At 72.1% G+C, this 25,091-nt stretch carries 20 protein-coding genes; 9 read left to right on the forward strand and 11 right to left on the reverse strand.

Translation table 11 applies throughout. The features are described 5' to 3' along the window. Window positions 1–260: 260 nt before the first annotated feature. Entirely contained in the window at window positions 261–2,840 is a 2,580-nt protein-coding gene (pepN, locus tag ACFYMM_RS13310) for an aminopeptidase N (protein ID WP_388385982.1), read from the forward strand. A gap of 81 nt (window positions 2,841–2,921) precedes the next feature. Here pepN (ACFYMM_RS13310) and ACFYMM_RS13315 read toward each other — a convergent pair whose 3' ends face one another. Further along, window positions 2,922–3,947, reverse strand: coding sequence for an aspartate-semialdehyde dehydrogenase (locus ACFYMM_RS13315; RefSeq protein ID WP_388385983.1), 1,026 nt, complete (start codon window positions 3,945–3,947; stop codon window positions 2,922–2,924). A gap of 311 nt (window positions 3,948–4,258) precedes the next feature. Here ACFYMM_RS13315 and ACFYMM_RS13320 point away from each other — a divergent pair, with 311 nt between their 5' ends. The 5 genes from ACFYMM_RS13320 (at window position 4,259) to ACFYMM_RS13340 (ending at window position 8,773) form a co-directional block, all read left to right on the forward strand. Further along, window positions 4,259–4,786, forward strand: a complete 528-nt coding sequence (locus tag ACFYMM_RS13320; protein ID WP_388386228.1) for a sigma-70 family RNA polymerase sigma factor — start codon at window positions 4,259–4,261, stop codon at window positions 4,784–4,786. A gap of 1 nt (window position 4,787) precedes the next feature. After that, on the forward strand, window positions 4,788–5,687 hold the full coding sequence (locus ACFYMM_RS13325) for a hypothetical protein (RefSeq protein WP_388385984.1): 900 nt from the start codon (window positions 4,788–4,790) through the stop codon (window positions 5,685–5,687). A gap of 9 nt (window positions 5,688–5,696) precedes the next feature. After that, entirely contained in the window at window positions 5,697–6,146 is a 450-nt protein-coding gene (locus ACFYMM_RS13330; RefSeq protein ID WP_388385985.1) for an NUDIX hydrolase, read from the forward strand. Window positions 6,147–6,289: 143 nt separating this feature from the next. Next, the gene (locus ACFYMM_RS13335) at window positions 6,290–7,444 is read left to right on the forward strand and encodes a serine hydrolase domain-containing protein (RefSeq protein WP_388385986.1); all 1,155 of its coding nucleotides are present in this window, start codon (window positions 6,290–6,292) and stop codon (window positions 7,442–7,444) included. A 141-nt stretch (window positions 7,445–7,585) separates the two neighbouring features. After that, entirely contained in the window at window positions 7,586–8,773 is a 1,188-nt protein-coding gene (locus ACFYMM_RS13340; protein ID WP_388386229.1) for a glycosyltransferase, read from the forward strand. 83 nt (window positions 8,774–8,856) lie between these two features. On the opposite strand, the gene ACFYMM_RS13345 is transcribed toward ACFYMM_RS13340, so the two are convergent. Both ACFYMM_RS13345 and pepN (ACFYMM_RS13350) read right to left on the reverse strand, forming a co-directional pair. Then, window positions 8,857–9,894, reverse strand: a complete 1,038-nt coding sequence (locus ACFYMM_RS13345; protein ID WP_388385987.1) for a hypothetical protein — start codon at window positions 9,892–9,894, stop codon at window positions 8,857–8,859. A gap of 194 nt (window positions 9,895–10,088) precedes the next feature. Then, the gene (gene pepN, locus ACFYMM_RS13350) at window positions 10,089–12,668 is read right to left on the reverse strand and encodes an aminopeptidase N (RefSeq protein WP_388385988.1); all 2,580 of its coding nucleotides are present in this window, start codon (window positions 12,666–12,668) and stop codon (window positions 10,089–10,091) included. Window positions 12,669–12,805: 137 nt separating this feature from the next. Between pepN (ACFYMM_RS13350) and ACFYMM_RS13355 the strand changes: the two genes are divergently transcribed. Further along, on the forward strand, window positions 12,806–13,468 hold the full coding sequence (locus tag ACFYMM_RS13355; RefSeq protein ID WP_388385989.1) for a disulfide bond formation protein DsbA: 663 nt from the start codon (window positions 12,806–12,808) through the stop codon (window positions 13,466–13,468). A gap of 76 nt (window positions 13,469–13,544) precedes the next feature. On the opposite strand, the gene ACFYMM_RS13360 is transcribed toward ACFYMM_RS13355, so the two are convergent. From ACFYMM_RS13360 to ACFYMM_RS13390, 7 genes are all read right to left on the reverse strand, one after another. Next, window positions 13,545–14,930, reverse strand: coding sequence for an amino acid permease (locus ACFYMM_RS13360; RefSeq protein WP_388385990.1), 1,386 nt, complete (start codon window positions 14,928–14,930; stop codon window positions 13,545–13,547). 120 nt (window positions 14,931–15,050) lie between these two features. After that, entirely contained in the window at window positions 15,051–15,965 is a 915-nt protein-coding gene (locus ACFYMM_RS13365; protein WP_388385991.1) for a TauD/TfdA dioxygenase family protein, read from the reverse strand. Window positions 15,966–15,977: 12 nt separating this feature from the next. Next, a complete protein-coding gene (locus tag ACFYMM_RS13370; protein WP_388385993.1) occupies window positions 15,978–17,348 on the reverse strand; it encodes an LLM class flavin-dependent oxidoreductase in 1,371 nt (456 codons plus the stop codon). Continuing rightward, on the reverse strand, window positions 17,345–18,079 hold the full coding sequence (locus tag ACFYMM_RS13375; protein WP_388385994.1) for an ABC transporter ATP-binding protein: 735 nt from the start codon (window positions 18,077–18,079) through the stop codon (window positions 17,345–17,347). Before ACFYMM_RS13375 ends, ACFYMM_RS13370 begins: the two co-directional genes overlap by 4 nt. Then, complete coding sequence (locus ACFYMM_RS13380; protein WP_388385996.1) at window positions 18,055–18,906, reverse strand: ABC transporter permease; 852 nt, start codon at window positions 18,904–18,906, stop codon at window positions 18,055–18,057. The genes ACFYMM_RS13375 and ACFYMM_RS13380 overlap by 25 nt, the downstream gene beginning before the upstream one ends. Further along, window positions 18,903–19,970, reverse strand: a complete 1,068-nt coding sequence (locus tag ACFYMM_RS13385; RefSeq protein ID WP_388385998.1) for an ABC transporter substrate-binding protein — start codon at window positions 19,968–19,970, stop codon at window positions 18,903–18,905. Before ACFYMM_RS13385 ends, ACFYMM_RS13380 begins: the two co-directional genes overlap by 4 nt. Before the next feature lie 213 nt (window positions 19,971–20,183). Continuing rightward, the gene (locus ACFYMM_RS13390) at window positions 20,184–21,383 is read right to left on the reverse strand and encodes an ROK family protein (RefSeq protein ID WP_388386000.1); all 1,200 of its coding nucleotides are present in this window, start codon (window positions 21,381–21,383) and stop codon (window positions 20,184–20,186) included. 421 nt (window positions 21,384–21,804) lie between these two features. Here ACFYMM_RS13390 and ACFYMM_RS13395 point away from each other — a divergent pair, with 421 nt between their 5' ends. Beyond that, window positions 21,805–22,392: a biotin transporter BioY gene (locus ACFYMM_RS13395; protein WP_388386001.1), complete on the forward strand. Its 588-nt coding sequence runs from the start codon at window positions 21,805–21,807 to the stop codon at window positions 22,390–22,392. Window positions 22,393–22,484: 92 nt separating this feature from the next. Here ACFYMM_RS13395 and ACFYMM_RS13400 read toward each other — a convergent pair whose 3' ends face one another. Further along, the gene (locus tag ACFYMM_RS13400) at window positions 22,485–23,198 is read right to left on the reverse strand and encodes an LPXTG cell wall anchor domain-containing protein (protein ID WP_388386002.1); all 714 of its coding nucleotides are present in this window, start codon (window positions 23,196–23,198) and stop codon (window positions 22,485–22,487) included. Between the two features lie 182 nt (window positions 23,199–23,380). Here ACFYMM_RS13400 and ACFYMM_RS13405 point away from each other — a divergent pair, with 182 nt between their 5' ends. Then, entirely contained in the window at window positions 23,381–25,060 is a 1,680-nt protein-coding gene (locus ACFYMM_RS13405) for a serine/threonine-protein kinase (RefSeq protein WP_388386003.1), read from the forward strand. Window positions 25,061–25,091 lie beyond the last annotated feature (31 nt).

Genomic DNA, 25,091 nt, shown 5'->3' on the forward strand with positions numbered 1-25,091 from the left:
GGGCGGCACGGGCGGCGGCGGCGCTCGGGCACGGGGGCGCACCTCCCTCCCCGTCCGCCGCGGGAACCATCGGCCGTCCCGCGTCGTCGCAGGTGCGCAGGTCCTTCAGGGCCCTGGGGGACAGCGCTTGTGCGGAGCGGGCCGTCAGGGGGTCGGCGTGCTGTGCCGCCGGCCCGCTGACCGGCGGGATCCGGACATCGCGTTCCCTCCGGGTCCCATGGAAGGATGGCGCAACCCACACATAACGAGGAGATGACCGCGTGCCTGGCACAAACCTGACTCGCGAAGAGGCGCAGCAGCGGGCGGAGCTGCTCACCGTTGACTCGTACGAGATCGATCTCGACCTCTCCGGCGCGCAGGAGGGCGGTACCTACAGGTCCGTGACCACGGTGCGCTTCGACGTCGCCGCCGGTGGTGGTTCGTCCTTCATCGACCTGGTCGCACCGACCGTCCACGAGGTCGTCCTGAACGGCGATCCGCTGGACGCGGCCGAGGTGTTCAAGGACTCCCGGATCGCCCTTCCCGGCCTGCTGGAGGGCCGCAACATCCTCCGCGTGGTCGCCGACTGCGCGTACACGAACACCGGTGAGGGGCTCCACCGGTTCGTCGATCCGGTCGACGAACAGGCCTACCTCTACACCCAGTTCGAGGTTCCGGACGCGCGCCGCGTGTTCGCGTCGTTCGAGCAGCCCGACCTGAAGGCCACCTTCCAGTTCACGGTGAAGGCGCCCACCGGCTGGACCGTCGTCTCGAACTCCCCGACGCCCGAACCCAAGGACGACGTCTGGGTCTTCGAGCCGACCCCGCGCATCTCGACGTACATCACCGCGCTCATCGTCGGCCCGTACCACTCCGTGCACAGCGTGTACGAGAAGGACGGGCAGAGCGTGCCGCTGGGCATCTACTGCCGGCCCTCGCTCGCCGAGTTCCTCGACTCGGACGCGATCTTCGAGGTCACCCGGCAGGGCTTCGAGTGGTTCCAGGAGAAGTTCGACTACGCGTACCCGTTCGAGAAGTACGACCAGCTGTTCGTGCCGGAGTTCAACGCCGGCGCGATGGAGAACGCGGGCGCCGTCACCATCCGGGACCAGTACGTCTTCCGGTCCAAGGTGACGGACGCGGCGTACGAGCTGCGCGCCGAGACCATCCTGCACGAGCTGGCCCACATGTGGTTCGGCGACCTGGTCACCATGGAGTGGTGGAACGACCTGTGGCTGAACGAGTCGTTCGCCACCTACACGTCGATCGCCTGCCAGGCGTACGCCCCGGACTCCCGGTGGCCGCACTCCTGGACCACCTTCGCCAACTCCATGAAGACCTGGGCCTACCGCCAGGACCAGCTGCCGTCCACCCACCCGATCATGGCCGAGATCCGGGACCTCGACGATGTGCTGGTCAACTTCGACGGCATCACCTACGCCAAGGGCGCGAGCGTACTGAAGCAGCTCGTCGCCTACGTCGGCATGGACGAGTTCTTCAGCGGTGTGCAGGCCTACTTCAAGCGGCACGCCTTCGGCAACACCCGCCTGTCCGACCTCCTCGGCGCCCTGGAGGAGACCTCCGGCCGCGACCTGAAGAACTGGTCGGAGAAATGGCTGCGGACCGCGGGCATCAACATCCTCCGCCCGCAGATCGAGACCGGCGCCGACGGCGTCATCACCTCCTTCGCCGTCCGCCAGGAGGCCCCCGCCCTGCCCGAGGGCGCCAAGGGAGAGCCGACGCTTCGCCCGCACCGCATCGCGATCGGCCTGTACGACCTCGACGAGGCGAGCGGCAAGCTGGTGCGCGGTGAGCGCGTGGAACTGGACGTCGACGGCGAACTGACGGCCGTACCGCAGCTGACGGGCAGGCGCCGCCCGGCGGTGGTGCTGCTCAACGACGACGACCTGTCGTACGCCAAGGTCCGCCTGGACGAGGAGTCCCTGAAGGTCGTCACCGAGCACCTCGGCGACTTCCAGGAGTCCCTGCCCCGCGCCCTGTGCTGGGCATCCGCCTGGGACATGACCCGGGACGGCGAGCTGGCCACCCGCGACTACCTGTCCCTGGTGCTGTCGGGCATCGGCAAGGAGTCCGACATCGGTCTCGTCCAGTCGCTGCACCGCCAGGTGAAGCTGGCCGTCGACCTGTACGCCGACCCGACCGCCCGCGAGGCCCTGCTCACCCGCTGGACCGACGCCACGCTGGCCCACCTGCGGGCGGCCGAGCCGGGCAGCGACCACCAGCTGGCCTGGGCGCGGGCGTTCGCGGCGACCGCGCGCACCCCGGAGCAGCTGGACCTGCTGGAAGGGCTGCTGGACGGCACCCAGACCATCGAGGGCCTGGCCGTCGACACCGACCTGCGCTGGACGTTCGTGGAGCGCCTCGCGGCGGTCGGCCGGTTCGACGAGGCGGAGATCGCCGGCGAGTACGAGCGGGACAGGACGGCCGCCGGCGAGCGGCACGCGGCGACCGCGCGGGCGGCCCGGCCGACGGCGGAGGCCAAGGCGGAGGCGTGGGCGTCGGTCATCGACTCCGACAAGCTGCCGAACGCCGTCCAGGAGGCCGTCATCGGCGGCTTCGTCCAGACCGACCAGCGGGAACTGCTGGCGCCCTACGCGGACACGTACTTCGAGGTCCTCAAGGACATCTGGGAGTCCCGTTCGCACGAGATCGCCCAGCAGATCGCGATCGGTCTGTACCCGTCGATCCAGGTCCAGCAGGAGACGCTGACCAGGACGGACACCTGGCTGGCCACGGCCGCGCCGAGCGCCGCGCTGCACCGCCTGGTCTCGGAGTCCCGCTCGGGCGTCGAGCGCGCGCTGAGGGCGCAGGCCGCGGACGCGGCGGCGGCCACCGCGTAGCCGGTCCCACGACGGTCGTACGACGGTGAGGGCGCCCGGCATCATGCCGGGCGCCCTCTGCCGTACCTCCCGCGTCGCGCTCTACCGCGCCTTGGCGGACAGCTCGGCCGCCACCAGCTCCGCGATCTGCACCGCGTTCAGCGCGGCGCCCTTGCGTAGGTTGTCGTTGGAGACGAACAGCGCCAGGCCGTTGTCCACCGTCTCGTCACGGCGGATGCGGCCGACGTACGACGGGTCCTGGCCGGCCGCCTGGAGCGGCGTCGGGATCTCGGACAGGGCGACGCCCGGGGCGCCGGCCAGCAGCTCGGTCGCGCGCTCCGGGCTGATCGGGCGGGCGAAACGGGCGTTGACCTGGAGCGAGTGGCCGGAGAAGACCGGGACGCGCACGCAGGTGCCGGACACCTTCAGCCCGGGGATCTCGAGGATCTTGCGGGACTCGTGGCGCAGCTTCTGCTCCTCGTCGGTCTCGTTCAGACCGTCGTCGACGATCGAGCCGGCCAGCGGGAGCACGTTGAAGGCGATCGGGCGCTTGTAGACCTGCGGCTCGGGGAAGTCGACCGCCCCGCCGTCATGGGTCAGCTTGTCGGCGTCGGCGACCACCTTCTGCGCCTGGCCGTGCAGCTCGGCCACGCCCGCCAGGCCGGAGCCGGACACCGCCTGGTAGGTGGCGACGACCAGCGCCTCGAGGCCCGCCTCGGCGTGCAGCACCTTCAGGACCGGCATCGCGGCCATCGTGGTGCAGTTCGGGTTGGCGATGATGCCCTTGGGGCGGTCGGTGATCGCGTGCGGGTTCACCTCGGAGACCACCAGCGGGACCTCGGGGTCCCGGCGCCAGGCCGAGGAGTTGTCGATCACGACGGCGCCCTGCGCGGCGACCTTCTCCGCCAGTGCCTTCGAGGTGGCGCCGCCGGCGGAGAACAGCACGATGTCGAGGCCGGTGTAGTCGGCGGTCGCCGCGTCCTCGACGGTCACGCCGTCCAGCTCCGTGCCGGCCGAGCGGGCCGAGGCGAACAGGCGCAGCTCGGTCACCGGGAAGTCGCGCTCCGCGAGGATGCTGCGCATGACCGTGCCGACCTGACCGGTGGCTCCGACGATTCCGACCCTCACGGTGACTCCCTCGCGTTTTGCGTTTCTGTGCGTCTGTGGCGTTTCCATCATGCGTCCGACCCCGGTCAGCCTGTCCAATTCTTTGGACGGCATGCCCGGACCGTGGGACACCCCGACCGGCTCCGCGGTTCCGAAAATGCCGCTCGGACCGCCGCTGAGCTGCAGAAAATCATCCAGCTCGGGCCCGGCACCGCAAGCTGTGCTGCGTCGCGCGAACGTGTGACGTACGCCTCGGCGGAACTCGTGGGCATCCGGCCGAACGTTTCCGGGCGCGGCGGCGTCGTAGGAGAAACGCGGTGAGGGGGTGGCTTGTGCTGCGCGCAAAGGCCCGCCGTGCCCAGGAGGACGATCACGGTGATCCCCTGGACGCGGCCCAGGAACGCCGGGTGCGGGCGGTGCTCGCGCTCGGCGGAGTACCGCAGGCGGACCTGCCGGACGGGGTGCAGCAGGTCCGTCTGCGGTTGCTGGAACGGACCGCGAGCGGGCGCGAGGCACCGCGGGACGTGTCGGCGTGGGCGGCGGTGGTCGCCTCCAACCTGGCCATGGACTGGCACCGGGCCAAGCGGCGTCAGGAGCGGCTGGGGGAACGGCTGGCGTCCCTGCGCGAGCCCGCGCACCCCTCCGGGGAGGACACCAGTCTGCTCTCCCTGACGGTCGCCCGGGGCCTGGACGACCTGCCCGACGCCCAGCGGCAGGTCGTCGTGCTGCGCTTCTTCGCCGATCTGCCGGTGCGCTCGATCGCCGAGGAACTGGGCGTTCCCGAGGGCACGGTCAAGAGCAGGCTGCACACGGCGGTCCGCGCCCTGCGGGACCGCCTGCACGAGGACGAGGTGGTGTGACGTGTCCGCCCCACACGAGCGGTCGTCCGACGGCGACGGCCACTACGACGGCAACGGCAACGGCAACGGCAACGGCGACGGCCACACGAACCACGACGGCATGGCCGAGGCCCTGATGTCCGCGATCACGGGCGGCCCGCCGCCGAGCGAGGAGGCCGCTTTCCTGCGCGAACACCGGCAGGCGGCGGCCGATGTGGCGGTGCTGCGGGAGCAGATGACATGGATCGCGGAGGCGCTGACCGGGGAGACGCTGAGCGGTGGGGGTCCGGCCGGGGAGACGCTGAGCGGCGGGGGTCCGGTCGGGGGCCGGGGCGAGCCGTCCGCCGTCCCGCCCCGCTTCGCCCACGCCGGGCACCCCGCCCGCCGTCGTCCGGGGCGCCGTCGGGTGCTGCGGGCCGCCGTCGGCTCGCTCGCCGTCACCGCCGCCCTCTGCGTCGTCGCCGGGCTCGGGTGGCTCGTGACGCACTCCGCCGGGGATTCGTCGATGAGCGGGGAGGCCTCCGCCAAGGGCGACGCGCGGGCCGCCGGCCAGGGGGCGGAGCAGGCGGGCCCGCCGCCGGATCCGGCGCTGTACCTGGCCTGCTCCACGCTGGTCGTCGAGGGCACCGTGGCCCGGGTGGAGCCGCAGAGCGGCACGTCCCGCACCCGGGTGGTGCTCACCGTCACCCGCTCCTACCGGCCCGCGCACGGCCCCTCGCGGGTCGCCTTCCTCCTCGGCGCCGACGCGGGACCGCGCCCGCGCCCGGGACAGCACGCGCTCGTCAGCGTCGGGCGGGACACCGGCCTCGCGGGCACCTGGGCCGTGGGAGACGCCCAGGTGGCCGCCCAGCGGGCCTGGATCGTCGACGCGCTGCCCGACGCCCGCCGCACGCCCTGCCCGTCCGGTGGGCCGAGCCGTTAACTTCTGGACATGAGAAGGAAGTTGAGGGTCGCGGCCTACGCGGTGTGCGTTCGTGACGGACAGGTCCTGCTGGCCCGCTCGCCGGGCCCCGGCGGTGTGCCCGAGTGGGTCCTGCCCGGCGGCGGCATGGAGCACGGCGAGGATCCCTACGACACCGTGCGGCGGGAGCTGGCCGAGGAGACCGGCTACCGCATCGAGGTGACCGGCCTGCTCGGCGTGGACTCCGCCCGCCATGTCCTGGCCCGCCGGGGCCTGCGCGCTCCGGTCGAGCAGCACGGTGTACGGCTCGTCTACGAGGGCCGGGTCACCGGCGGCGAACTGCGCCACGAGGTCGGCGGCTCCACCGACTTCGCCGCATGGCAGGACCTGGACGCGGTGTCCGCCCTGAACCGGGTGCGCCTGGTCGACGTGGCCCTGCGGCTGTGGCGCGAACGACCGGCGGCCGGAAGGATGCCGTGAACGGGCCGGCGGCGATCCAGACACGGAGCCGGTGCTGAGGAAGGGCTGAAAGTCACTCAACCGGCCTAGCGGCGGTCAACCTTCGCCCGCCTCCGGGTAGTCCCTCCCCGCGACCGAGCTGACCAGCAGAGTTGGGGGAAGACATGTCCGTACGTACGACACGGGCGGGAGCGACGGCAGCCATGGCGGCCATGGCGCTGTGCGTGACCCTCGCGGCACCGGCCCTGGCCGCCGCTCCCACCGGGGGCGGCACCGGCCACCCGGGCACCCGCCAGGCCGTCGAGGCGGCCGTCAGGGCCGGCGTGCCCGGGGTGACCGCCACCGTGCGGGACGCGTACGGCACCTGGTCCACGACCGCGGGCGTGGGGGACATCCGCACCCGAGCCCCGCGCTCGCCGGCCGACCGCTACCGCGTCGGCAGCATCACCAAGTCCTTCGTCTCCACCGTCCTGCTCCAACTGGAGGCGGAGGGCCGGCTCTCCCTGGACGACAAGGTCGACACATGGCTGCCCGGAGTCGTCCAGGGCCATGGCAACGACGGCCGGCACATCACCGTCCGCCAACTCCTCAACCACACCAGCGGCATCTTCAGCTACACCGCGGACGCCGGCTTCGGCCGCGCGTACTTCACCAAGGACGGCTTCTTCGCGCACCGCTACGACACGCTCACCCCGCACGACCTGGTGGCGATCGCGATGAAGCACAAGCCGGACTTCGCGCCGGGCACGTCCTGGAACTACTCCAACACCAACTTCGTCCTGGCCGGCATGGTGATCAGGGCCGTCACCGGTCACTCGTACGCCACCGAGATCGAGCGGCGCATCATCGGGCCGCTGCACCTGGGGGCCACCTCCCTGCCCGGCACCCGGGTCACGGTCCCGCACCCGAGCAGCCGCGCCTATTCCAAGCTCGCCCTCCAGGCGACGACCGGGCCGACCTACGACGTCACGGACCTCAACCCGTCCATCGCCTCCTCGGCCGGTGAAATGATCTCGAATTCCGCTGATCTGGACCGCTTCTACAGCGCGCTGCTGCGCGGAAGGCTCCTTCCGCCCGAGCAGCTGAAGGAAATGAAGACCACGGTGAAGAGCGACACGGGCCCGAACGCCGGCTACGGCCTCGGCCTCATGGAAACCACCCTGACCTGCGGCGTTCATGTCTGGGGCCATGACGGGGGCATCCACGGCTCCGCCTCCTCGGCGGTGACGACGGACGACGGCAGCCATTCCCTCGCCCTGAATTCCAACGGCGACTGGGCGGGCGACATGGGCGCGGTGATCGAAAAGGAATTCTGTTAGCCGACGTTTCACGCCCGTCGTTCCCCGTTAACGCGTACGCAATGTCCGTACCGCCTCATATCGGCTAACCCGCTGTTCACGGGGATGGCTCGATTCATATGCAAGGCGGGTGGTCGTGTGCGCTCAGGGCGCGGACTGCGGGTGCTGTCGGTCTACGAGGGCTTCTTCACCGGAGGAGCCCGGATCGTGCACAGCGACGTCGTACGGGGACTGGCCGAGGGCGGCCAGTCCCACCAGGTGCTCAGCATCCATGACGAGGTCCATCGCGAGGCCACCCGGCAGCGCATGGAGGACGACGCCTGCTACCGCGCGCTCACCGGCGGCGGCGTGGGCGTGAGGTCGCTGGGCAGGGCCTCGGGCGCCTCGGTCCCGGCCGCCAGGCCGGCTGTTTTCAGCGGCCCGGAGCTGGCCGAAACCGCCAGGGCGATGGCGGCGGCGGACGTGATCCTCTCCCTGAAGGAACAGCCGCTCGGCCTGCTGAACCAGGCGGGCCTGCCACGCCGCCCGGTCGTGGTCTGCCTGCACCGCTCCGACCCGGAGAACCAGGGAGCCGCCCTGGACGAGCTGAAGGCGGCCATCGCCGACGGCACGGTGGTGGCGTGCGTGTGCTGCGCGGAGTCGACCCGCCAGGCGTACCGGGCGGCCGGCGTACCGGGCGAGCTGCTGCACGTCATACCCAACGGGGTGGACCTGCTGCGCTTCCGCCCGGACCCGGCGGCCCGGCTGGCCTTCCGCGCCGAGCGGGGCATCCCCGCCGCCGCGCCGGTGGTCGTCTTCGCGGCCCGCTACGCCGAGATGAAGAACGTCCCGCTGTTCCTGCGCGCGGCCCGGTCCTGGCTGGCCGGCCGGAGCGACGGCCACGTGCTGATGTGCGGGGCGGGGATGACGGCGGAGAACGGGGCGCTGCGGGCGGACCTGGCGGAGGCGTTCGGCGCCGGGTCGCCGCCGGACGGCCGGGTGCACCTGCTCGGCGTACGGCACGACATGGAGACGGTCTACGCCGCCGCCGACGTGGTCTCCCTGACCTCCGCCTCCGGGGAGGCGGCACCGCTCTGTCTGATCGAGGGCATGATGTGCGGCGCCGTCCCGGTGACCACGGACGTCGGTGACAGCGCGGCGCTGGTGTCGGGGCACGGGGCGGTCACGCCGTTCTGCCCCGACGCGATCGCCGCCGCCTGGTCGACGGCGGTCGCGAACCGGGCGGACCTCACCCCGGCCCTGCTGCGCAGCCGGGAGCGCTTCAGCCGTACGCGCATGATCGCGGCGTACGCCGCCCTGCTCGACGGGGTGCACGCCCGGCACACGGCAGGTCACGCGAGCCTCGCCTAGGCCCGGTGCACGAGCACGAGGAGGGGCCGCCGGGAATCCCGGCGGCCCCTCCTCTCCCCTCCTGCGGCCTGTCCGCTTCCCCACTAGCGGGGCAGGACCACGACGTACGCGGCGGGGTCGCGGTCCGTCGAGGCCATCAAGGCCGTGCGGACCACCGCGGCCTGTTGTTCGAGGGACTCCCTGAGCTTCTTCGGGGTGATGTGGACGACCGTGATGCCCAGCCGCTCCAGGTGTTCCCGCTTGCGGGCGTACTCCGACCACATCGCGTCCTCGTCCTGGCGGGGGGCGCGGGTGTCCAGTTCGACGGCCACCGCGTGGTCCGGCCAGTACGCGTCCACGCCGCCGAGCTGGGGGCCGCCGGGCAGACGCAGGTCGACGTTCCAGACCGGGTCGGGCAGGCCGTACTCGCTCACCATCCGGTACAGGCGGTCCTCCGCGATCGCGCGGCCCTCGGCCAGCAGGGAGTCCACCGCGTCCACCACGTGCGGGCGGGACAGCAGCTTGGCCGCGGTCAACTCACGGACCACCGCGGCCGGTTCGCAGTGCAGGCCGCGCACCGCCTCGGTCAGCAGCCGCCGTACCGCCCCGGCGTCCGTCAGTTCGGTCACCGCGTCGGCCAGGGCCCTCGGCACCGGTGCCACCGGCAGGCCCGCCACCGGGCGGGGCGCGGGGAGGGAGGGGGTGCGGACGACGTGGACGTAGCCCGTCGAACGCAGCCGGCGCAGGCGGGGGACCAGGACGTCGATGCGCTCCAGGGAGAGCAGGGGCGGTGCGGACGAGAAGCCGTGGAGGGTCAGGGCCGCCAGGCCCGTGATCATCGCCTCCGCGTAGACCGGGCGGTGCGGGTCGTCGACCGTCGGCTGCGCCGGTACGCCCGGCGCCGACTCCCGTGCCGCGTACAGCAGCGCCGCGTGCAGGAGCTCCTCGCCGGTCGGGGGGCCGGGGTGGAGCAGGAACACGCCGGGCAGGGTCTGCTGCCAGGGGCCGCCGGGACGGCACTGGTCGTTCAGTTCGGCGGTCGAGACGCCGTGCGAGCGGAGCTGGGCCGTCGTCAGGACACGGCGGTGGACTTCGGCGAGGTGGCGGAGGGGGCGGGGGGAGAGCGGGGTGTTGTGCGTCATGACCCAGCGATTCCCACCATCCCTCCGCCTCCTAACCGCTGTTACACGCTCGTCGACAAATACGGACAAGGTGGCACTAAAGGACGAGTGTTCGGATGCCGAGTAGGGACGGAAAACCCCTGGTCCGTTCGGGTGCGGCCAGGGGTTACGGCTGCTATTGCCTGAATTCCGTAACGGTCACCCGCCCCCCGACCTCAGGCCAAAGCCACTCCGGCATCGCACGCCTGCCCCCGCAACGCCCGCGCCAGGTCGTCCCGCGCCTCCAGCACCAGCCGCCGCAGCGCCGGTGCCGCGTCCTGGTGCGCCGCGAGCCACGCGTCCGCCGCCTCCAGCGTCCCGGGCCGGTCCTGCAAGGAGGGGAACAGGCCCTGGACGACGTCCATCCCGATCTGGATCGACCGCTCCCGCCACACCCGCTCGATCGCCGCGAAGTACAACTCCGCGTACGGCGCCGTCAGTTCCCGCTGGCCCGGTTGCGCGAAGCCCCCGATCGTGGCCTCCACCAGGGCGTTGGACAGCGCGTCGGACTCGACCACCTGCGCCCACGCCTGCGCCTTCACCGCCGCCGAGGGCCGGGCGGCCAGACAGCGGACCTGGTGGCGCTTGCCGGAGGCGGTGTCGTCCCGGGCCAGTTCGGCCGCCAGGACCGACTCGTCGGCGGCCCCGTGCGCCGCCAGCGGCTCCAGGAACGCCCAGCGCAGCTCCTGGTCCACCTCCAGGCCGTCGATCCCGGCCGTGCCGTCCAGCAGGCCCCGCAGCAGCGCCAGGTCGTCCTCGGCCGAGGCCACCGAGGCGAAGAAGCGCGCCCAGGCCAGCTGGTGCTCGCTGCCCGGCGCGGCCTGCCGCAGCTCGCTCAGGGCGCCCTCCGCGAGGAGCCGCTCGCCGGTCGCCCGCCACTCGGGCGCCACGTAGTGCGTCAGCGCCGAGTTCGCCCACGCGTGCAGCATCTGGAGTACGCCGATCTCCGACTCGCGGCCCGCGAAGCGCAGCACGACGTCCACGAACTCGCGGGCCGGCAGCAGCGCGTCCCGGGTCAGGTTCCACAGCGCCGACCAGGCCAGCGCCCGGGCCAGCGGGTCGGTCACCGAGCCCAGGTGATCCCGCAGCGTCGCCAGCGAGGTCTCGTCGAAGCGGATCTTGCAGTACGTCAGGTCGTCGTCGTTGACCAGGACGAGATCGGGGGCGGCGGACCCCGCCAGCTCCGGCACCACCGTCCGGGCACCCTCCACGTCCGTCTCCACCCGCGCGTACCGCTCCACCGCGCCCTCCGGCGTACGGCGGTACAGGCCCACCGCCACCCGGTGCGGGCGCAGCTCGGGGTGCGACTCCGGCGCCTCCTGCAGCACCGCCAGTTCCTCGACCCTGCCCTCGGCGTCGAGCAGCACCTGCGGGGTCAGCGAGTTGACGCCGGCCGTCTGGAGCCAGGAGCGGGCCCAGGCCGCCAGGTCCCGGCCGCTGGTCTCCGCCAGCACCGACAGCAGGTCGCCGAGGCGCGTGTTGCCGTACGCGTTGCGCTTGAAGTAGCGGCGGGCCGCCTCCAGGAACGCGTCCTGGCCGACGTACGCCACCAGCTGCTTCAGCACGGAGGCGCCCTTGGCGTAGGTGATGCCGTCGAAGTTCAGCTTGGCGTCCTGGAGGTCACGGATGTCCGCCGTGACCGGGTGCGTGGACGGCAGCTGGTCCGCGCGGTACGCCCAGGCCTTGCGGCGGTTGGCGAAGGTGATCCAGGCGTTGGAGAAGCGGGTCGCGCCGACGTTCGCGAAGGAGCCCATGAAGTCCGCGAACGACTCCTTGAGCCACAGGTCGTCCCACCACTCCATGGTGACCAGGTCGCCGAACCACATGTGCGCCATCTCGTGCAGGACGACGTTGGCCCGGCTCTCGTAGGACGCCTGCGTCACCTTCCCGCGGAAGATGTACTCCTCGCGGAAGGTCACCAGCCCCGGGTTCTCCATCGCCCCCAGGTTGTACTCGGGCACGAACGCCTGGTCGTACTTCCCGAACGGGTACGGGTAGTCGAAGTGGTCGTGGAAGAAGTCCAGGCCCTGCTTGGTGACGAGGAAGACGTCGTCGGAGTCGAAGTGGGGGGCCAGTCCTTTGCGGCACAGGGCGCCCAGCGGGATCTCCAGCGTCGTGCCGTCGGGCAGCACGCGGGAGTAGGAGTCCGTCACATGGTGGTAGGGGCCCGCGACGACACAGGTGATGTACGTCGAGATCGGCTTCGTCTCCGCGAACCTCCAGACGCCGTCCGTGAGTTCACCGGCCCCGTTGCTCCACACCGTCCAGCCCTCCGGTGCCCGCACCTCGAAGCGGAAGGGGGCCTTCAGATCCGGCTGCTCGAAGTTGGCGAAGACCCGCCGGGAGTCGGCCGGCTCGTACTGGGTGTACAGGTAGACCTCGCCGTCCTCCGGGTCGACGAAGCGGTGCAGGCCCTCGCCGGTGCGGGAGTAGGCGCACCGGGCGTCGACCACCAGTTCGTTCTCGGCGGCCAGGTCCTCCAGCGAGATCCGGGCGCCGTCGAAGACCGCGCCGGGGTCGAGGTCCTTGCCGTTGAGGGACACGGAGGTCACCGCCGGGGCGATCAGGTCCGCGAAGGAGGAGGCGCCGGGCTCGGCGCACCGGAAGCGGACCGTGGTCACCGAGCGGAAGGTGCGCGGCTCGCCGTTGCCCTCACCGACCGCGGACCGCAGGTCCAGGGACACCTCGTACCCGTCGACGGACAGCAGGGCGGCCCGCTCCCGGGCCTCGTCGCGGGACAGATTCTCACCGGGCACGGGCGGCACTCCCTCAGGGGCGTCGGTTACGGCTGATCAGGACCGATCCTGCCATGTGCCCCTGACACCGGGCAGCAGGGAATGAGAGGCGGGGGCGGGATGTTGCCGCTGGGAAAGACCGCTTCCCTAGGAGAACCATGTCCGAGACCACCACCGCCTCCGGCAGGACCCCCGTCGACTTCTGGTTCGACCCGCTGTGCCCCTGGGCCTGGATGACCTCCCGGTGGGTGCTGGAAGTGGAGAAGGTCCGGGACATCGACATCCGCTGGCACATCATGAGCCTGGCCGTGCTCAACGAGGACAAGCTCGACCAGCTGCCCGAGGAGTACCGCGAGATGCTCGCGACCAAGGCGTGGAAGCCGGTGAAGGTGGTCACCGCCGCCTGGCAGAAGCACGGCGCCGACATCCTCGGCCCCCTCTACACCGCGCTCGGCACCCGCATCCACAACAACGGCGAGGGCCCGACCGTCGAGGCCATCGCCGGGGCGCTCGCGGACGTCGGCCTGCCCGCCGACCTGATCGACTACGCCGACCAGGACGACTTCGAGTTCGACGCCGAGCTGCGCGCCTCCCACAAGGAGGGCATCGAGAAGGTCGGCCAGGAGGTCGGCACCCCGGTCATCGCGGTCCCGGGCCCCGACGGCGAGCAGATCGCCTTCTTCGGCCCGGTCGTCACCCCCGCCCCCAAGGGCGAGGAGGCGGCCCGCCTGTGGGACGGCACCCTGGCGGTCGCCTCCGTACCGGGCTTCTACGAGATCAAGCGGACCCGTACCAAGGGCCCGGACTTCAGCAACCTGTAGAACGGCCGACGGGCCCGGCCCGGCGCCGGGCCCGCCTCCGTTTCCCCCGCCCGGGGAGCCGGAGGCCGCCTCCTGATCAGCCCTTCCGCGCGCGCAGCCGTTGCCTGCCGTACCCCACCGCCGCCAGGAACAGCGTCATGCCGCCCGTCGAGTACAGCTGCACCCGGGTGTCCGGCTGCCGGGCCATCAGGACGAAGATCGTCGCCATGCCGGCCAGGGCCACCCAGGTGAGGAACGGGAACGCCCACATCCGCACGACCAGCCTCTGCGGGGCCTCGCGCTCGACGCGGCGGCGCAGCAGCAGCTGGGAGACGGCGATGAAGATCCAGACGACCAGGATGACCGCGCCGATCATGTTCAGCAGCCAGGGGAAGACGTCGTCGGGGCGCCAGTAGCTCAACAGCACGCACAGGAAGCCGAAGACGCAGGAGGTCAGGACGGCGAGACGGGGAACCCCGCCGGAGACCTTCGCCAGGAACCGCGGGCCCTGGCCGCGCTCGACCAGGGAGTGGGCGATCCGCGAGGAGCCGTAGATGTTCGCGTTCATCGCGGACAGCAGCGCCACCAGGACGACGACGTTCATGAGGCGGCCGGCGCCGGGGATGCCGAGGTGGTCGAGGGCGGCGACGTACGGGCCCTTCTCGACGACGTCCTTCGAGTCCCACGGGACCAGGGTGACGATGACCGCCATCGAGCCGACGTAGAAGAGCGCGATGCGGAACATCGCCGTACGCACGGCGCTCGCCACGCCCCGGACCGGGTCCTCGGACTCGGCCGCCGCGATGGTGACCGTCTCCAGGCCGCCGTAGGCGAAGACGGAGGCGAGCAGGCCGATGATCAGGCCGTTGCCGCCGTGCGGGAGGAACTCGGTGAGGTTCGCGGTGCCGGGGGAGGCCGTACCCGGCAGGACCCCGGCGATCGCGAGGACGCCGAGGACGAGGAACAGGGAGATCGCGCCGACCTTCAGGGCCGCGAACCAGAACTCGAACTCGCCGAAGTTCTTCACCGCCGCCAGGTTGGTGCCGAGGAAGACCACCATGAACAGCGCCACCCACGCCCACTCGGGCGTGCCCGGCAGCCAGCCGGTGACGATCTTCGCGGCGCCGATGCCCTCCAGGCCCACCGCCGTGCACAGCAGCACCCAGAACGACCAGCCCGCCGCGAAGCCCGCCCAGGGGCCGATGGCCCGTTCGGCGTGCGCGGAGAAGGAACCCGAGGACGGGTGAGCGGCCGACATCTCGCCGAGCATCCGCATCACCAGCATCACGAGGAGGCCGGAGAGGGCGTAGGCGACGACGATGGAAGGGCCGGCCGCGGCGATACCGGCGCCGGAGCCGACGAACAGGCCCGCGCCGATCACCCCGCCGAGGGCGATCATCGACAGGTGGCGCTGCTTGAGGCCGTGGGAGAGGGAGGCGCCGTCCCGCTGCTGCGGGGGCGTCTCGACAGTGCTGTGGGGCATGGGCGCGGCTCGTCCGGTACGTGGGATGGGCAAAACGCCCACAGTCTGGACAGCCCCTCCCGTCCCGGGGAGGAGCTGCCCAGTATCCGGACGCGCGGCTCGCGCGCCGTAGCCGGACGGTTACGCGGCCACCGGCGCGGGGTCGGGCGTGGCCACCGGCGTGTAGTGCGAGGCGTCGCCCTCGATCGAGTAGCTCTCCTTGCCGTCGACGCCGACCGGGACGTCACCGGCGACGGTCACCCGGTGCAGACGGCGCGGCTGCCCGTCGTAGTTGTCGATGGCGTAGTGCTGGGTGATGCGGTTGTCGAACAGGACGAGCTGGTTGGGCGACCAGCGCCAGCGCAGCACGTTCTCCGGGCGGGTGACGTACGCCTGGAGCAGGTCGAGGATCTTGCGGGACTCGCCCGCCGACAGGCCCACGATCCGCTGCGCGAAGCCGCCGATGAACAGGCCCCGCTCACCGGTCAGCGGGTGCACGCGGACCACCGGGTGGACGGTGCGGTACTTGATGGACGTGAACCGGGCGCGCTGCGCGGCCCGCTCCGCGTCGATCTCCTCGTCCGGTACGGCGTAGTCGTAGTCGTTGGTGTGCTCGGCCCACAGGGTGTCGGCCAGCCGGCGCAGCGGCTCGGGCAGGTCGCGGTAGGCGGCGGCCGAGCTGGCGATCAGGGTCTCGCCGCCGTACGGCGGGACGGTGATGCTGCGCAGGGTGCTGGCCTGCGGGGGGTTGAGGACGAAGGTGACGTCGGTGTGCCAGTGGTTGGCGCGGCCCCGCTCGCTGTCCACGGGCAGCACGTTGGGGGCGCCGTCGACCGCACCGACCGTGGGGTGGGCGGTGGTCAGGTCGCCGAAGTGGCGGGCGAAGGCCTGCTGGCCCTCGTCGTCCAGGTCGACGTCGTCGAAGACCAGCGCCTTGTGGACGTCGAGGGCTTCGCGGATCGCCGCGACCTCCTCCGGGGCGAGCGGGCGGGAGAGGTCGGCGCCCAGGACCTGGGCGCCGATGGTGGCGGTGACCTTGCGGATGTCGAGGGACATGAGGGGTTCCTTTCAGGCGAACACGGGGGCGGCGGGGGCGGCCGGGGCGGTCGGGGTTTCGGGGGCGAGGTACTGGTTGGCGGGACGGGGGAGGCCGTAGCGCTCGCGCAGGGTCTGCCGGGGGCCGTACTCGGTGCGCAGCAGCCCTCTGGCCCGCAGGATCGGCACGACGTGGTCGACGAAGGCCTCCAGACCGGAGGGCAGCACGGGCGGCATGATGTTGAAACCGTCGGCGGCGCCCTGCGTGAACCACGTCTCGATCTGGTCGGCGACCTGCTCGGGCGTACCGGCGAAGGTCAGGTGCCCGCGCCCGCCGCCGAGCCGTCCGATCAGCTGCCGTACGGTCAGCCGTTCGCGCCGGGCCAGCTCCACGACCAGCGTGTAGCGGCTCTTGGCGCCCTCGATGGCGTCCTCGGACGGCAGGTCCGCCGGGAGCCCGGCGTCCAGCTCCAGGGCGCCGGACTCCAGGTGCAGCAGCTTCTCCAGCTGGGCCACGCCGTGCTCGTACACGATGTGGTCCTCCAGGAGCCGTTCGCCCGCGCGGGCCTCGGCCTCGGTGGAGCCGAGCACCGGGACGATGCCGGGCAGCACCTTGATGTGGTCGGGGTCGCGGCCCGCCGCCCTGGTGAGGGACTTGAGGTCGGCGTAGAAGGCCTGCGCGTCCCCGAGGGTCTGCTGCGCGGTGAACACCGCCTCCGCGTAGCGGGCGGCGAAGGCCTTGCCGTCGTCCGAGGAGCCGGCCTGCACCAGCAGGGGGTAACCCTGCGGGGAGCGGGGCACGTTGAGGGCGCCCTGGACGCTGAAGTACGTGCCGGTGTGCCGGGGCGGGTGGATCCGGGTGTCGTCGCCCCAGACGCCGGCCGCCTTGTCGGCGACGATGGCGTCGTCCTCCCAGCTGTCCCAGAGCTTGAGCGCCACGTCGAGGAACTCGGCGGCGCGGGCGTACCGCTCGGCGTGGGCGGGTTCGGCGTCCAGGCCGAAGTTGCGGGCGGCCTCGGCACCGGCGGTGGTGACGATGTTCCAGCCCGCCCGGCCGCCGCTGATGATGTCCAGCGAGGCGAACCTGCGGGCCAGGTTGTAGGGGGAGTTGTAGGAGGTGGAGGCGGTGGCGATCAGGCCGATGTGCTCGGTGGCCGTGGCCAGCGCGGTCAGCAGCGTGAGCGGCTCCAGGGCGCCGGCCGGCCGCTGGCCGAGGCTGCCCCACAGCTGGGGGCTGTCGGCGAGGAAGAGGGAGTCGAAGGTGCCGCGTTCGGCGGTCCGGGCGAGCCGCACGTAGTGGCTCAGCTCGACGTGGGCGTGCGGGTCGCTCTCCGGGAGCCGCCAGGAGGCCTCGTGGTGGCCGGTGCTCATCAGGAAGGCGTTGAGGTGGAGCCGGCGGGTCATGCGTGATCCTCCGTGACACCGAGGGCGGCGAGGAGCCGCTCGCGGTACTCGCCCAGCACCGGCTCGCGGTAGGAGCGCGGGTGGGGGTGGTCGATGGTCAGGTCGAGGCCGATCCGGCCGTGGTCGAGGACGAGGACGCGGTCGGCGAGCACGATCGCCTCGTCCACGTCGTGGGTGACGAGCAGTACGGAGGGCCGGTGCGCCTTCCACAGCTCCCGCAGCAGGGCGTGCATCCTGATCCGGGTGAGGGCGTCCAGGGCGCCGAACGGTTCGTCGGCCAGCAGCAGTTCGGGCTCGCGGACGAGTGAGCGGGCGAGCGCGGCACGCTGGGCCTCGCCACCGGACAGCTCGTTCGGCCAGGCCCTCTCCCGGCCCGCGAGACCCACCTCGGCGAGGGCGGCCCGGCCGCGTTCGGCGGCGTCCTTGCCGTCCAGGCCGAGAGTCACGTTGTCCAGCACCCGGCGCCACGGCAGCAGCCGTGAGTCCTGGAACACCACCGACACCCGCTCCGGCGCGGTCAGCCGCCCGCCGCCGGACACGCCGTGGTCGAGGCCCGCGACCGCCCGCAGCAGGGTCGACTTGCCCGAGCCGCTGTGCCCGAGCAGCGCCGTGAACTGTCCGGCCGGCAGGTCGAGGTCGATGCCGTCGAGGACCGTACGGCCCTCGAAGGACCGGGTCAGACCCCGCAGCCGGACGGCCGGCCGGGTCAGCTGCTCAGTGTGCGGCGCCATGACAGCACCCTCCGTTCGACGAGACGGACCGCGCTGTCGGAGACCAGGCCGAAGACGCCGTAGACGAGCAGGCCCACGAGGATGACGTCGGACTGGCCGTAGTTCTGGGCCTGGAACATCATGTAGCCGAGTCCGCTGGTGGCGTTGATCTGCTCCAGGACGACCAGACCCAGCCAGGAGCCGGTCACCCCGAGCCGGAGTCCCACGAAGAATCCGGGCAGGGCGCCGGGGATGACGATCTGGCGGACGAACTGGAAGCGGGTGAGCCCCTGCACCTCGGCGAGTTCGACGAAGCGGCTGTCGATGCCGGACAGCGCGGCATGGGTGTTCAGGTAGATCGGGACGTAGACGACGATGGCGATGATCGCGATCTTGAAGGACTCGCCGATGCCCAGCCAGAGGATGAACAGCGGGATCAGGCCGAGCGTCGGGATCGCCCGGTTGAGCTGCACCGTCCCGTCGATCAGTGCCTCGCCGACCCGGCTGAGCCCGGATGCCAGCGCGAGGACGACGCCCGCGGTCAGGCCGATGGCGAAGCCGTACGCGGCCCGCTCGACGGAGGTCAGGATGTCGGTGGGCAGGGTGCCCGCGCTCCACAGGTGGCCGGCCGTCCGCAGCACCGTCCAGGGCGCCGGGACGGCCCCCGGGTCGAGCTGTCCGGCGGCGGAGGCGGTGGCCCACAGGACGAGCAGCAGCGCGGGGCCGGCCAGCCGGGCGGCGGGCAGCCGCCGGCCGGGGGTGAGACGGCGGCGCCCGCGGACCCGGTGGGCCTCGTCCTCGCCGGCCACGGGGGTCGTGCGCACGGTGGTGGTCACGGCGGCCGTCATTTCCGGTACTCCGCGGCGACGGCCTTGGCGGCGATGCCCTCGAAGCGGTGGTCGAAGAGGGAGGACACGTCGAACTTCTTCACGAAGCCGCCCTCCGCGAGCAGATCGGCGGTCTCCTGCTCCCACTTGACCGCCTCGTCCCAACTGGGCGGGAAGAGCGGCTTGTTGGCGAGCGCGGTGATCGACCGGGCCTGGGCGGGGGTCAGGTTCTGGGTCTTGACGTAGAACTCCTCGTTCCACACGTCCGGGTTCTCGTACGCCCACACCTGCCCCCGCGCCCACTGCGGGATGTAGGCGGCGATCGCGGCGGCCTTCGCGGGGTCGTTCAGCACCGACTGCGGCGCCCAGAGAAGGTTGAGCAGGTCGACCACGTCCGTGGTGACGGCGTGCGCGCCCTTGGGCCCGTACTGCTTCAGGTACGCCGGTGCCTGGCTGTTGGCGAGCGGGGCCACGTCCACCTGCCCGGACTGCAGAGCGGTGAAGAACTGGTTGCTGGTCAGCGGGACGAGCGTCACGTCGTCGTACTTGAGCCCGGCCTTCTTCAGTGCCCGCAGGAGTACGACCCCCTGGGCCTGTCCCTGGGAGAAGGCGAGCTTCTTGCCCTTGAAGTCCCCGACCGTCCGGATGTCGCTGCCGGGCTTGGTGGCGAACAGGTAGTTCGGCTTGCGGGTGATGTCGATCGCCACGATCTTCGCGTCGAAGCCCTGGTAGTGCGCCTGTATCGGCGGGATGCCCGCGTTGTTGCCGAGGTCCAGGGACTTCGCGCGGAAGGCGTTGATGACGTCCGGGCCGGCTCCGATGTTCACCCAGCTGGACACCGTGAACGGCAGCGCGGGCAGCTTCGCCAGCCTGAACTGGAGCTGCTGGGTGTTCAGATACGACGCGATCTTCAGGCTGGTCCCGGAGGGGACCTTGTCGGCGAGCGGGGCGGTGGCGGCGCCCTTGGTGTCGGCGGCCGCGCCGGCGCCCGCGCAACCGCTCAGGCCGGCCGCCGCGGCGGTGGCGCCGAGCAGGGAGGTGAGAAAGAGGCGGCGGTCGAACCCGGAAACGGGCGGAGAAGACATGGGAGTGCTCCCTGAGTTGTCGTGCGAAAACATGCGAAAGCAAGGGGGAATGGCTGCGGAATTCCGGGCGGCGGACGGCCCTGAAGGGAATTTCACACAGCTGAGATACGCGCTTCACGGCGCGTCAACACGTCAGCAACAAAGGGTGCGACAGGTCATGACCAGGATGTTCCCGGCCATGAGAGGCCCCTGTCAACATTCCGAGTTTCTGAATTAAAGAACGTCGGCCGACAGCGCCAGCGGATCCCGGTACAACACGTCCAGCACCACCGAACCGCCCGCCACCGCCAGCACGGAATCCGGAAAACCGGTCGGGAAGACATGTGCCGCGCGGTCCGGTCCGACGGCTTCCCGCAGTGCCGCCAGGCAGTCCTCGCGATGGATGATCCCGACCTCGGTCACCACGACGGTCTCCGGGTTGAGCACGTCCAGCAGCAGCCGCGCCGCCCGCCCGGTCATCGTCGCCCGCTCCACCAGCAGCCGCCGCGCCGTCGCGTCCCCGGCCGCCGCCGCGCCCACCACGTGCATCGGATTCGTCCCGTCGACGATCCCGGCCCGCCGGGCCCGCCGGCACAGCGTCCGCTCGCTCAGCTCGGCCTGCAGGCAGCCGGTGCGCCCGCAGTCGCAGGGCTCGGTGCCGCCCGGCACCGGCAGGTGGGCGATCGCGCCCGCCTGGGAGCGGGGGCCGTGGTGCACCTCGTCGCGGGTGGCGAAGGCCGCGTCGACGACGTTGCCGACGAACAGGTGCAGCATGCTCCCGCTGCCCCGGGCCCGCCCGAACAGCCGCTCGCCGTTGGCCAAGGCCCGCGCGTGGCCGTCGACATGGACGGGCAGCCCGGTGCGCGCGCCGAGCACCTCCCGCACCGGCACGTCCCGCCAGCCCAGCAGCGCGTGTTCGACGACGGTCCCGGAGTCCCGGTCCACCCAGCCCCCGGCCGCCACGCCGACCCCGAGCGGCCGGGCGCCCGGGGCCCGGCCGAGCAGCGCGTCCAACTCCTCGGCGGCCCGCGCCAGCACCCACCCCGGATCGGTCCGCAGGTGCTTCGTCTCGCGCCGGGCGACGACCCGGCCGCGCAGATCGAGCAGCGCGACCGTGGTGTACGGCACGGCCACGTGCACGGCGCCCACCACGAACCGGGAGTCGTCCAGGTCGACCGGCACATGCGGGCGTCCCACCCCGTTCGACCGGCGGGGCCCGTCGGACTCCCGGATCAGGCCCAGACGGGCCAGCCGGGCACAGTGGTCCGTCACCGACGCCGGGGACAGACCGGTCAGCCGGGCGATGGTGCTGCGCGCCACCGGCCCGTGCTCCAGCACGGACCGCAGCACCACGCTGGCACTGGTGCGGCGCCGGTCGCTGTCGGCGGCGCGGGGAACGGGGGAGGCGAGAAGGGGTGCCGCGGTACGGGGCATGGAAGACCGTCCTCGGGAACGGGGCCGACACGTCTCGGAGGCCGAGGCGCGCCGGGGAACCCGCCTCAGACCGGCCGGCGACAGGTGGCCGTGCCCTGGCGTCGCAGGTCGACGTAGCGACGCGACGTGAAGTACCGGGCCTGGGCAACCATGCCTGGAAGGGTAGGCCCAAGAAGGTGAATCCGACCAGACCGCTCGGATTCATTTGGCGGGACCCGACAGTCCCGCTCGAAGCCGCGAGGTGAGCGAAACGTCCCTGCCTCCGTGACCGGCGTCACCTCGTGTTCGGTGTAACCGGCACTTTTTGTCAGGAGCCCACCAAGGCCCGGTTCCTCCCTTTGTCGGGCGCTGACGGTGATCGGCTCAGGCCCGCCGGTATAGCGTCGCGGTGTCCCAGCCCGCCCACACCCGCGGAGTCCCCATGAGCACCGCCACCGCCACCGCGACCACCCGTCCCGGTGTCGTCCTCGCCGACCTGCTGCCCGCGTCCCGCGTGCGCGACGCCGCGCTCGTCCTCGGCGGCGCCGTGCTCACCGGACTCGCCGCCCAGCTCGCCGTCCCGGTGCCCGGTTCGCCCGTGCCGGTGACCGGCCAGACCTTCGCCGCCCTGCTCGTCGGCACCACCCTGGGCGCCCGCCGCGGCTTCCTCTCCCTGGCGCTGTACGCGCTCGCGGGCGTCGCCGGCGTGCCGTGGTTCGCGGACGCCGGTTCCGGCGCCGGCGCCGTCTCCTTCGGCTATGTCCTCGGCATGCTGCTCGCCTCCGCCGTGGTGGGCGCACTGGCCCGCCGGGGCGCCGACCGCGGCGTGTGGCGCATGGCCGGCACGATGATCCTGGGCGAGGCGGTCGTCTACGCCGTCGGCGTCCCCTACCTGGCCCTGGCCGCCGGTCTGTCCGCGTCGCAGGCGATCGCGCTCGGCCTCACCCCGTTCCTGGTCGGCGACGCCCTGAAGGCCGCCCTGGCGATGGGCGTGCTGCCCGCCGCCTGGAAGCTCGTCGACAAGCGCTGACGCCGTATTCCTCGCGCGGAAGAGGTTCGCCAGGCCGGAGCCGGCCACGCTCTGGCGGACCTCTTCCGCGTTCCGGCGTCGTGCGGGGCCCCTCAGGTCTCCTGGCGCCGCCGGGTCCACCACAGGCCGGCCGTTCCGGCGGCGATCAGCGCGGCGCCGGCCGCGCCCAGTGGCAGTACGTCACCGTCCACGCCGGTCCGGGGCAGCTGGTCGCCGCCCGGCGCGGCGGGCTTGTTGTCGGTGCCGAGCAGCAGCGGGGTGGCCGGGGCGTTCGGTGACGGGTTGGTCGTACCGAAGGGCACCGGGCCCTGCTGCCAGTAGGTCTGCCTCCCGTCGGCGCTCTGTACGGGCAGACAGATCTTCCCCCGCCGGCCGAGGTCGTAGGTGGCGTCGACGGAGTAGGACCTGGACCCGCCGGGCGCGAGTGCGCCGACCGGGCAGGCGAAGCCGCTGTTCGCCCCGGCCGGCAGTTCTTTCCGGTCGAGCGGTGAGCAGCCCTGGACATGGGTGACCCTCAGCCCGCCGAAACCGACGACCAGGAGTCGGATATCCCCGCTTTCCTTGCTTCCGCCGTTCTTCACGGTGGCGTTGATCGCCGTTTTTCGTGAGCTGTTGTCGACCGAGATCCGTGACGGCAGCGTGGTGCTCGGCCTCACCCCCGCCGGAGCCTCGTCAACCGCCTTTCCCCCCTTGGCGCTTCCCGGTCCCTGGTCATCGGCGACGGCCGTGCAGGCGAGGATCATCACGGCGGAGAAAGATGCCGTGACCAGTGATCCCGCGATGGCCGTCAAACGACGAGAACTCATGTTCGTCCCCCTTGCAACCCCCTGGACTGCGCCTGAATTCGCAGTACTTGAAGAGGTACCACAAGATTTCTCCGCACTATGCTGGTACGGCATGAAGTGTGACCATTGTGTTTCCGCTGGGGTGGGCGTTGAAGGGGGTGCGCGAATTGGCGGGGAATTCGGGCAGGGGAGGGATTCCCGGGATGCTGGTGGCCGGGCGGTACCGGCTGGTCGAAAGCATCGGGCAGGGGGGAATGGGCCGCGTGTGGCGGGCCGTCGACGAGATACTCGACCGGCTGGTGGCCGTGAAGGAGATGCGCGTCGACGGCCTGGACGCGGAGGACTCCCGTACCCGCCGGGAGCGCGCCCTGCGCGAGGCACGGGCCACCGCCCGGATCGACCACCCCCACGTGGTCCGGGTCTACGACGTCGTCGACGAGGGCGAACGCCTGTGGATCGTCATGGAGTTGGTCGTCGGCCGCTCACTGGAGCAGATCACGGCCGAGGACGGCCCGCTCGACCCGCACCGCACGGCACACCTCGGACTCGGGCTGGTGGCGGCGCTGCGCCAGGTGCACGCCGGGGGAGTGCTGCACCGGGACATCAAACCGGGCAACGTCCTGGTGGAACACGGCGGCAGCCGGGTGGTGCTGACCGACTTCGGCATCGCGGCGATCCAGGACGCCAAGGCGCTCACCATGGTGGGCATGCTGGTCGGCTCCCCCGACTACATGGCCCCCGAGCGCGTCTCCGGCCGCCCCCAGGGGCCGCCCTCCGATGTCTGGTCCCTCGGCGCGACGCTCTGCGCGGCTCTCGCCGGCCACTCCCCGTTCTCCCGCGACACCACTCTGGCGACCTTGCACGCCGTCCTCTACGAGGAGCCCGAACTCCCCTCGGCGGCCGGCCCCTTGCGCCCGGTGCTGGCCGCGCTGCTGCAGAAGGACCCCGCGGCGAGGCCACCCCTCCCGGGGATCGAACAGGCCCTGCGGGACATGGCGGAGGCGCCCCGGCGCGGCGCGGCAGAGGCGGAGAAGGAGAGGGAGAGGGAGAGGGAGAGGGGGAGGGGGAGGGAGAGGGAGAGGGGGAAGGCGCCGCGTCCGCGCGTGACGCCGGATCCCGCCGGCACCGGTGCCGCGACCGCCGCGGCACCGCCCCCCGTCGGGCCCGCCGTCTCCCTCGCCCGGTCCCGGACCCAGGCCGAGGCCGAGACCCAGGCCGGGACCCGTCCGGCCTCCCCCGACGCCGCCGGTACCGCGGCCCGGCCCCGGCGCCGTACCGCACTGCTCGCCGCCCTCGGAGTCGTCGCCGTGGCCGCCGTCGTCGCGGTGCTCCTCGGCACGTCGGCGGGCGGGCCCCGGACCCGGAACGACGCCGGGACCGCCGGATCCACCGGTCCTTCCACGGCCCCTGCTTCCACGGCCCCCTCGCCCACCGTCGAAGGCACGGCCCGGCCCCCGGGCCTGCCGCCGGGCGCGCGCCGGGAGGCGGGCGGGTTCGCCTGGGTGACACCCCGGGGATGGCGGCGGGACGAGAAGACCGGTGCCGAGGTGCACTACACCTCGCCCGACGGCCGGCAGGAACTCGCCGCCAAGTCCTCCCTCGCCCGCGGCGACCTCATGGACACCTGGCGCACCTCGGAACAGAACGCCCACCAGGGCGAGGACTACGTCAAGATCCGCCTCGGCCCGACGACCTTCCACGGCCACCCCGCCGTGCTGTGGGAGTACACCTTCACCCTGGGCGGGGTGCCCTGGCACGCCCGTCTGCTCGGCTTCGACGCGAACGGGAAGTCGTACCAGATCAACACCTGGTACCGGCCGGAGATCGAAACACAGGCCCTGAAGACGTACAGCACGGTGAAGGAGACCTTCACCGTGCTGTGAGTGGGACTGCGAGCGGGGCGGGGAGGAAGAG

The organism is Streptomyces sp. NPDC006739 (genome assembly GCF_042869815.1).
Classification (GTDB): domain Bacteria; phylum Actinomycetota; class Actinomycetes; order Streptomycetales; family Streptomycetaceae; genus Streptomyces.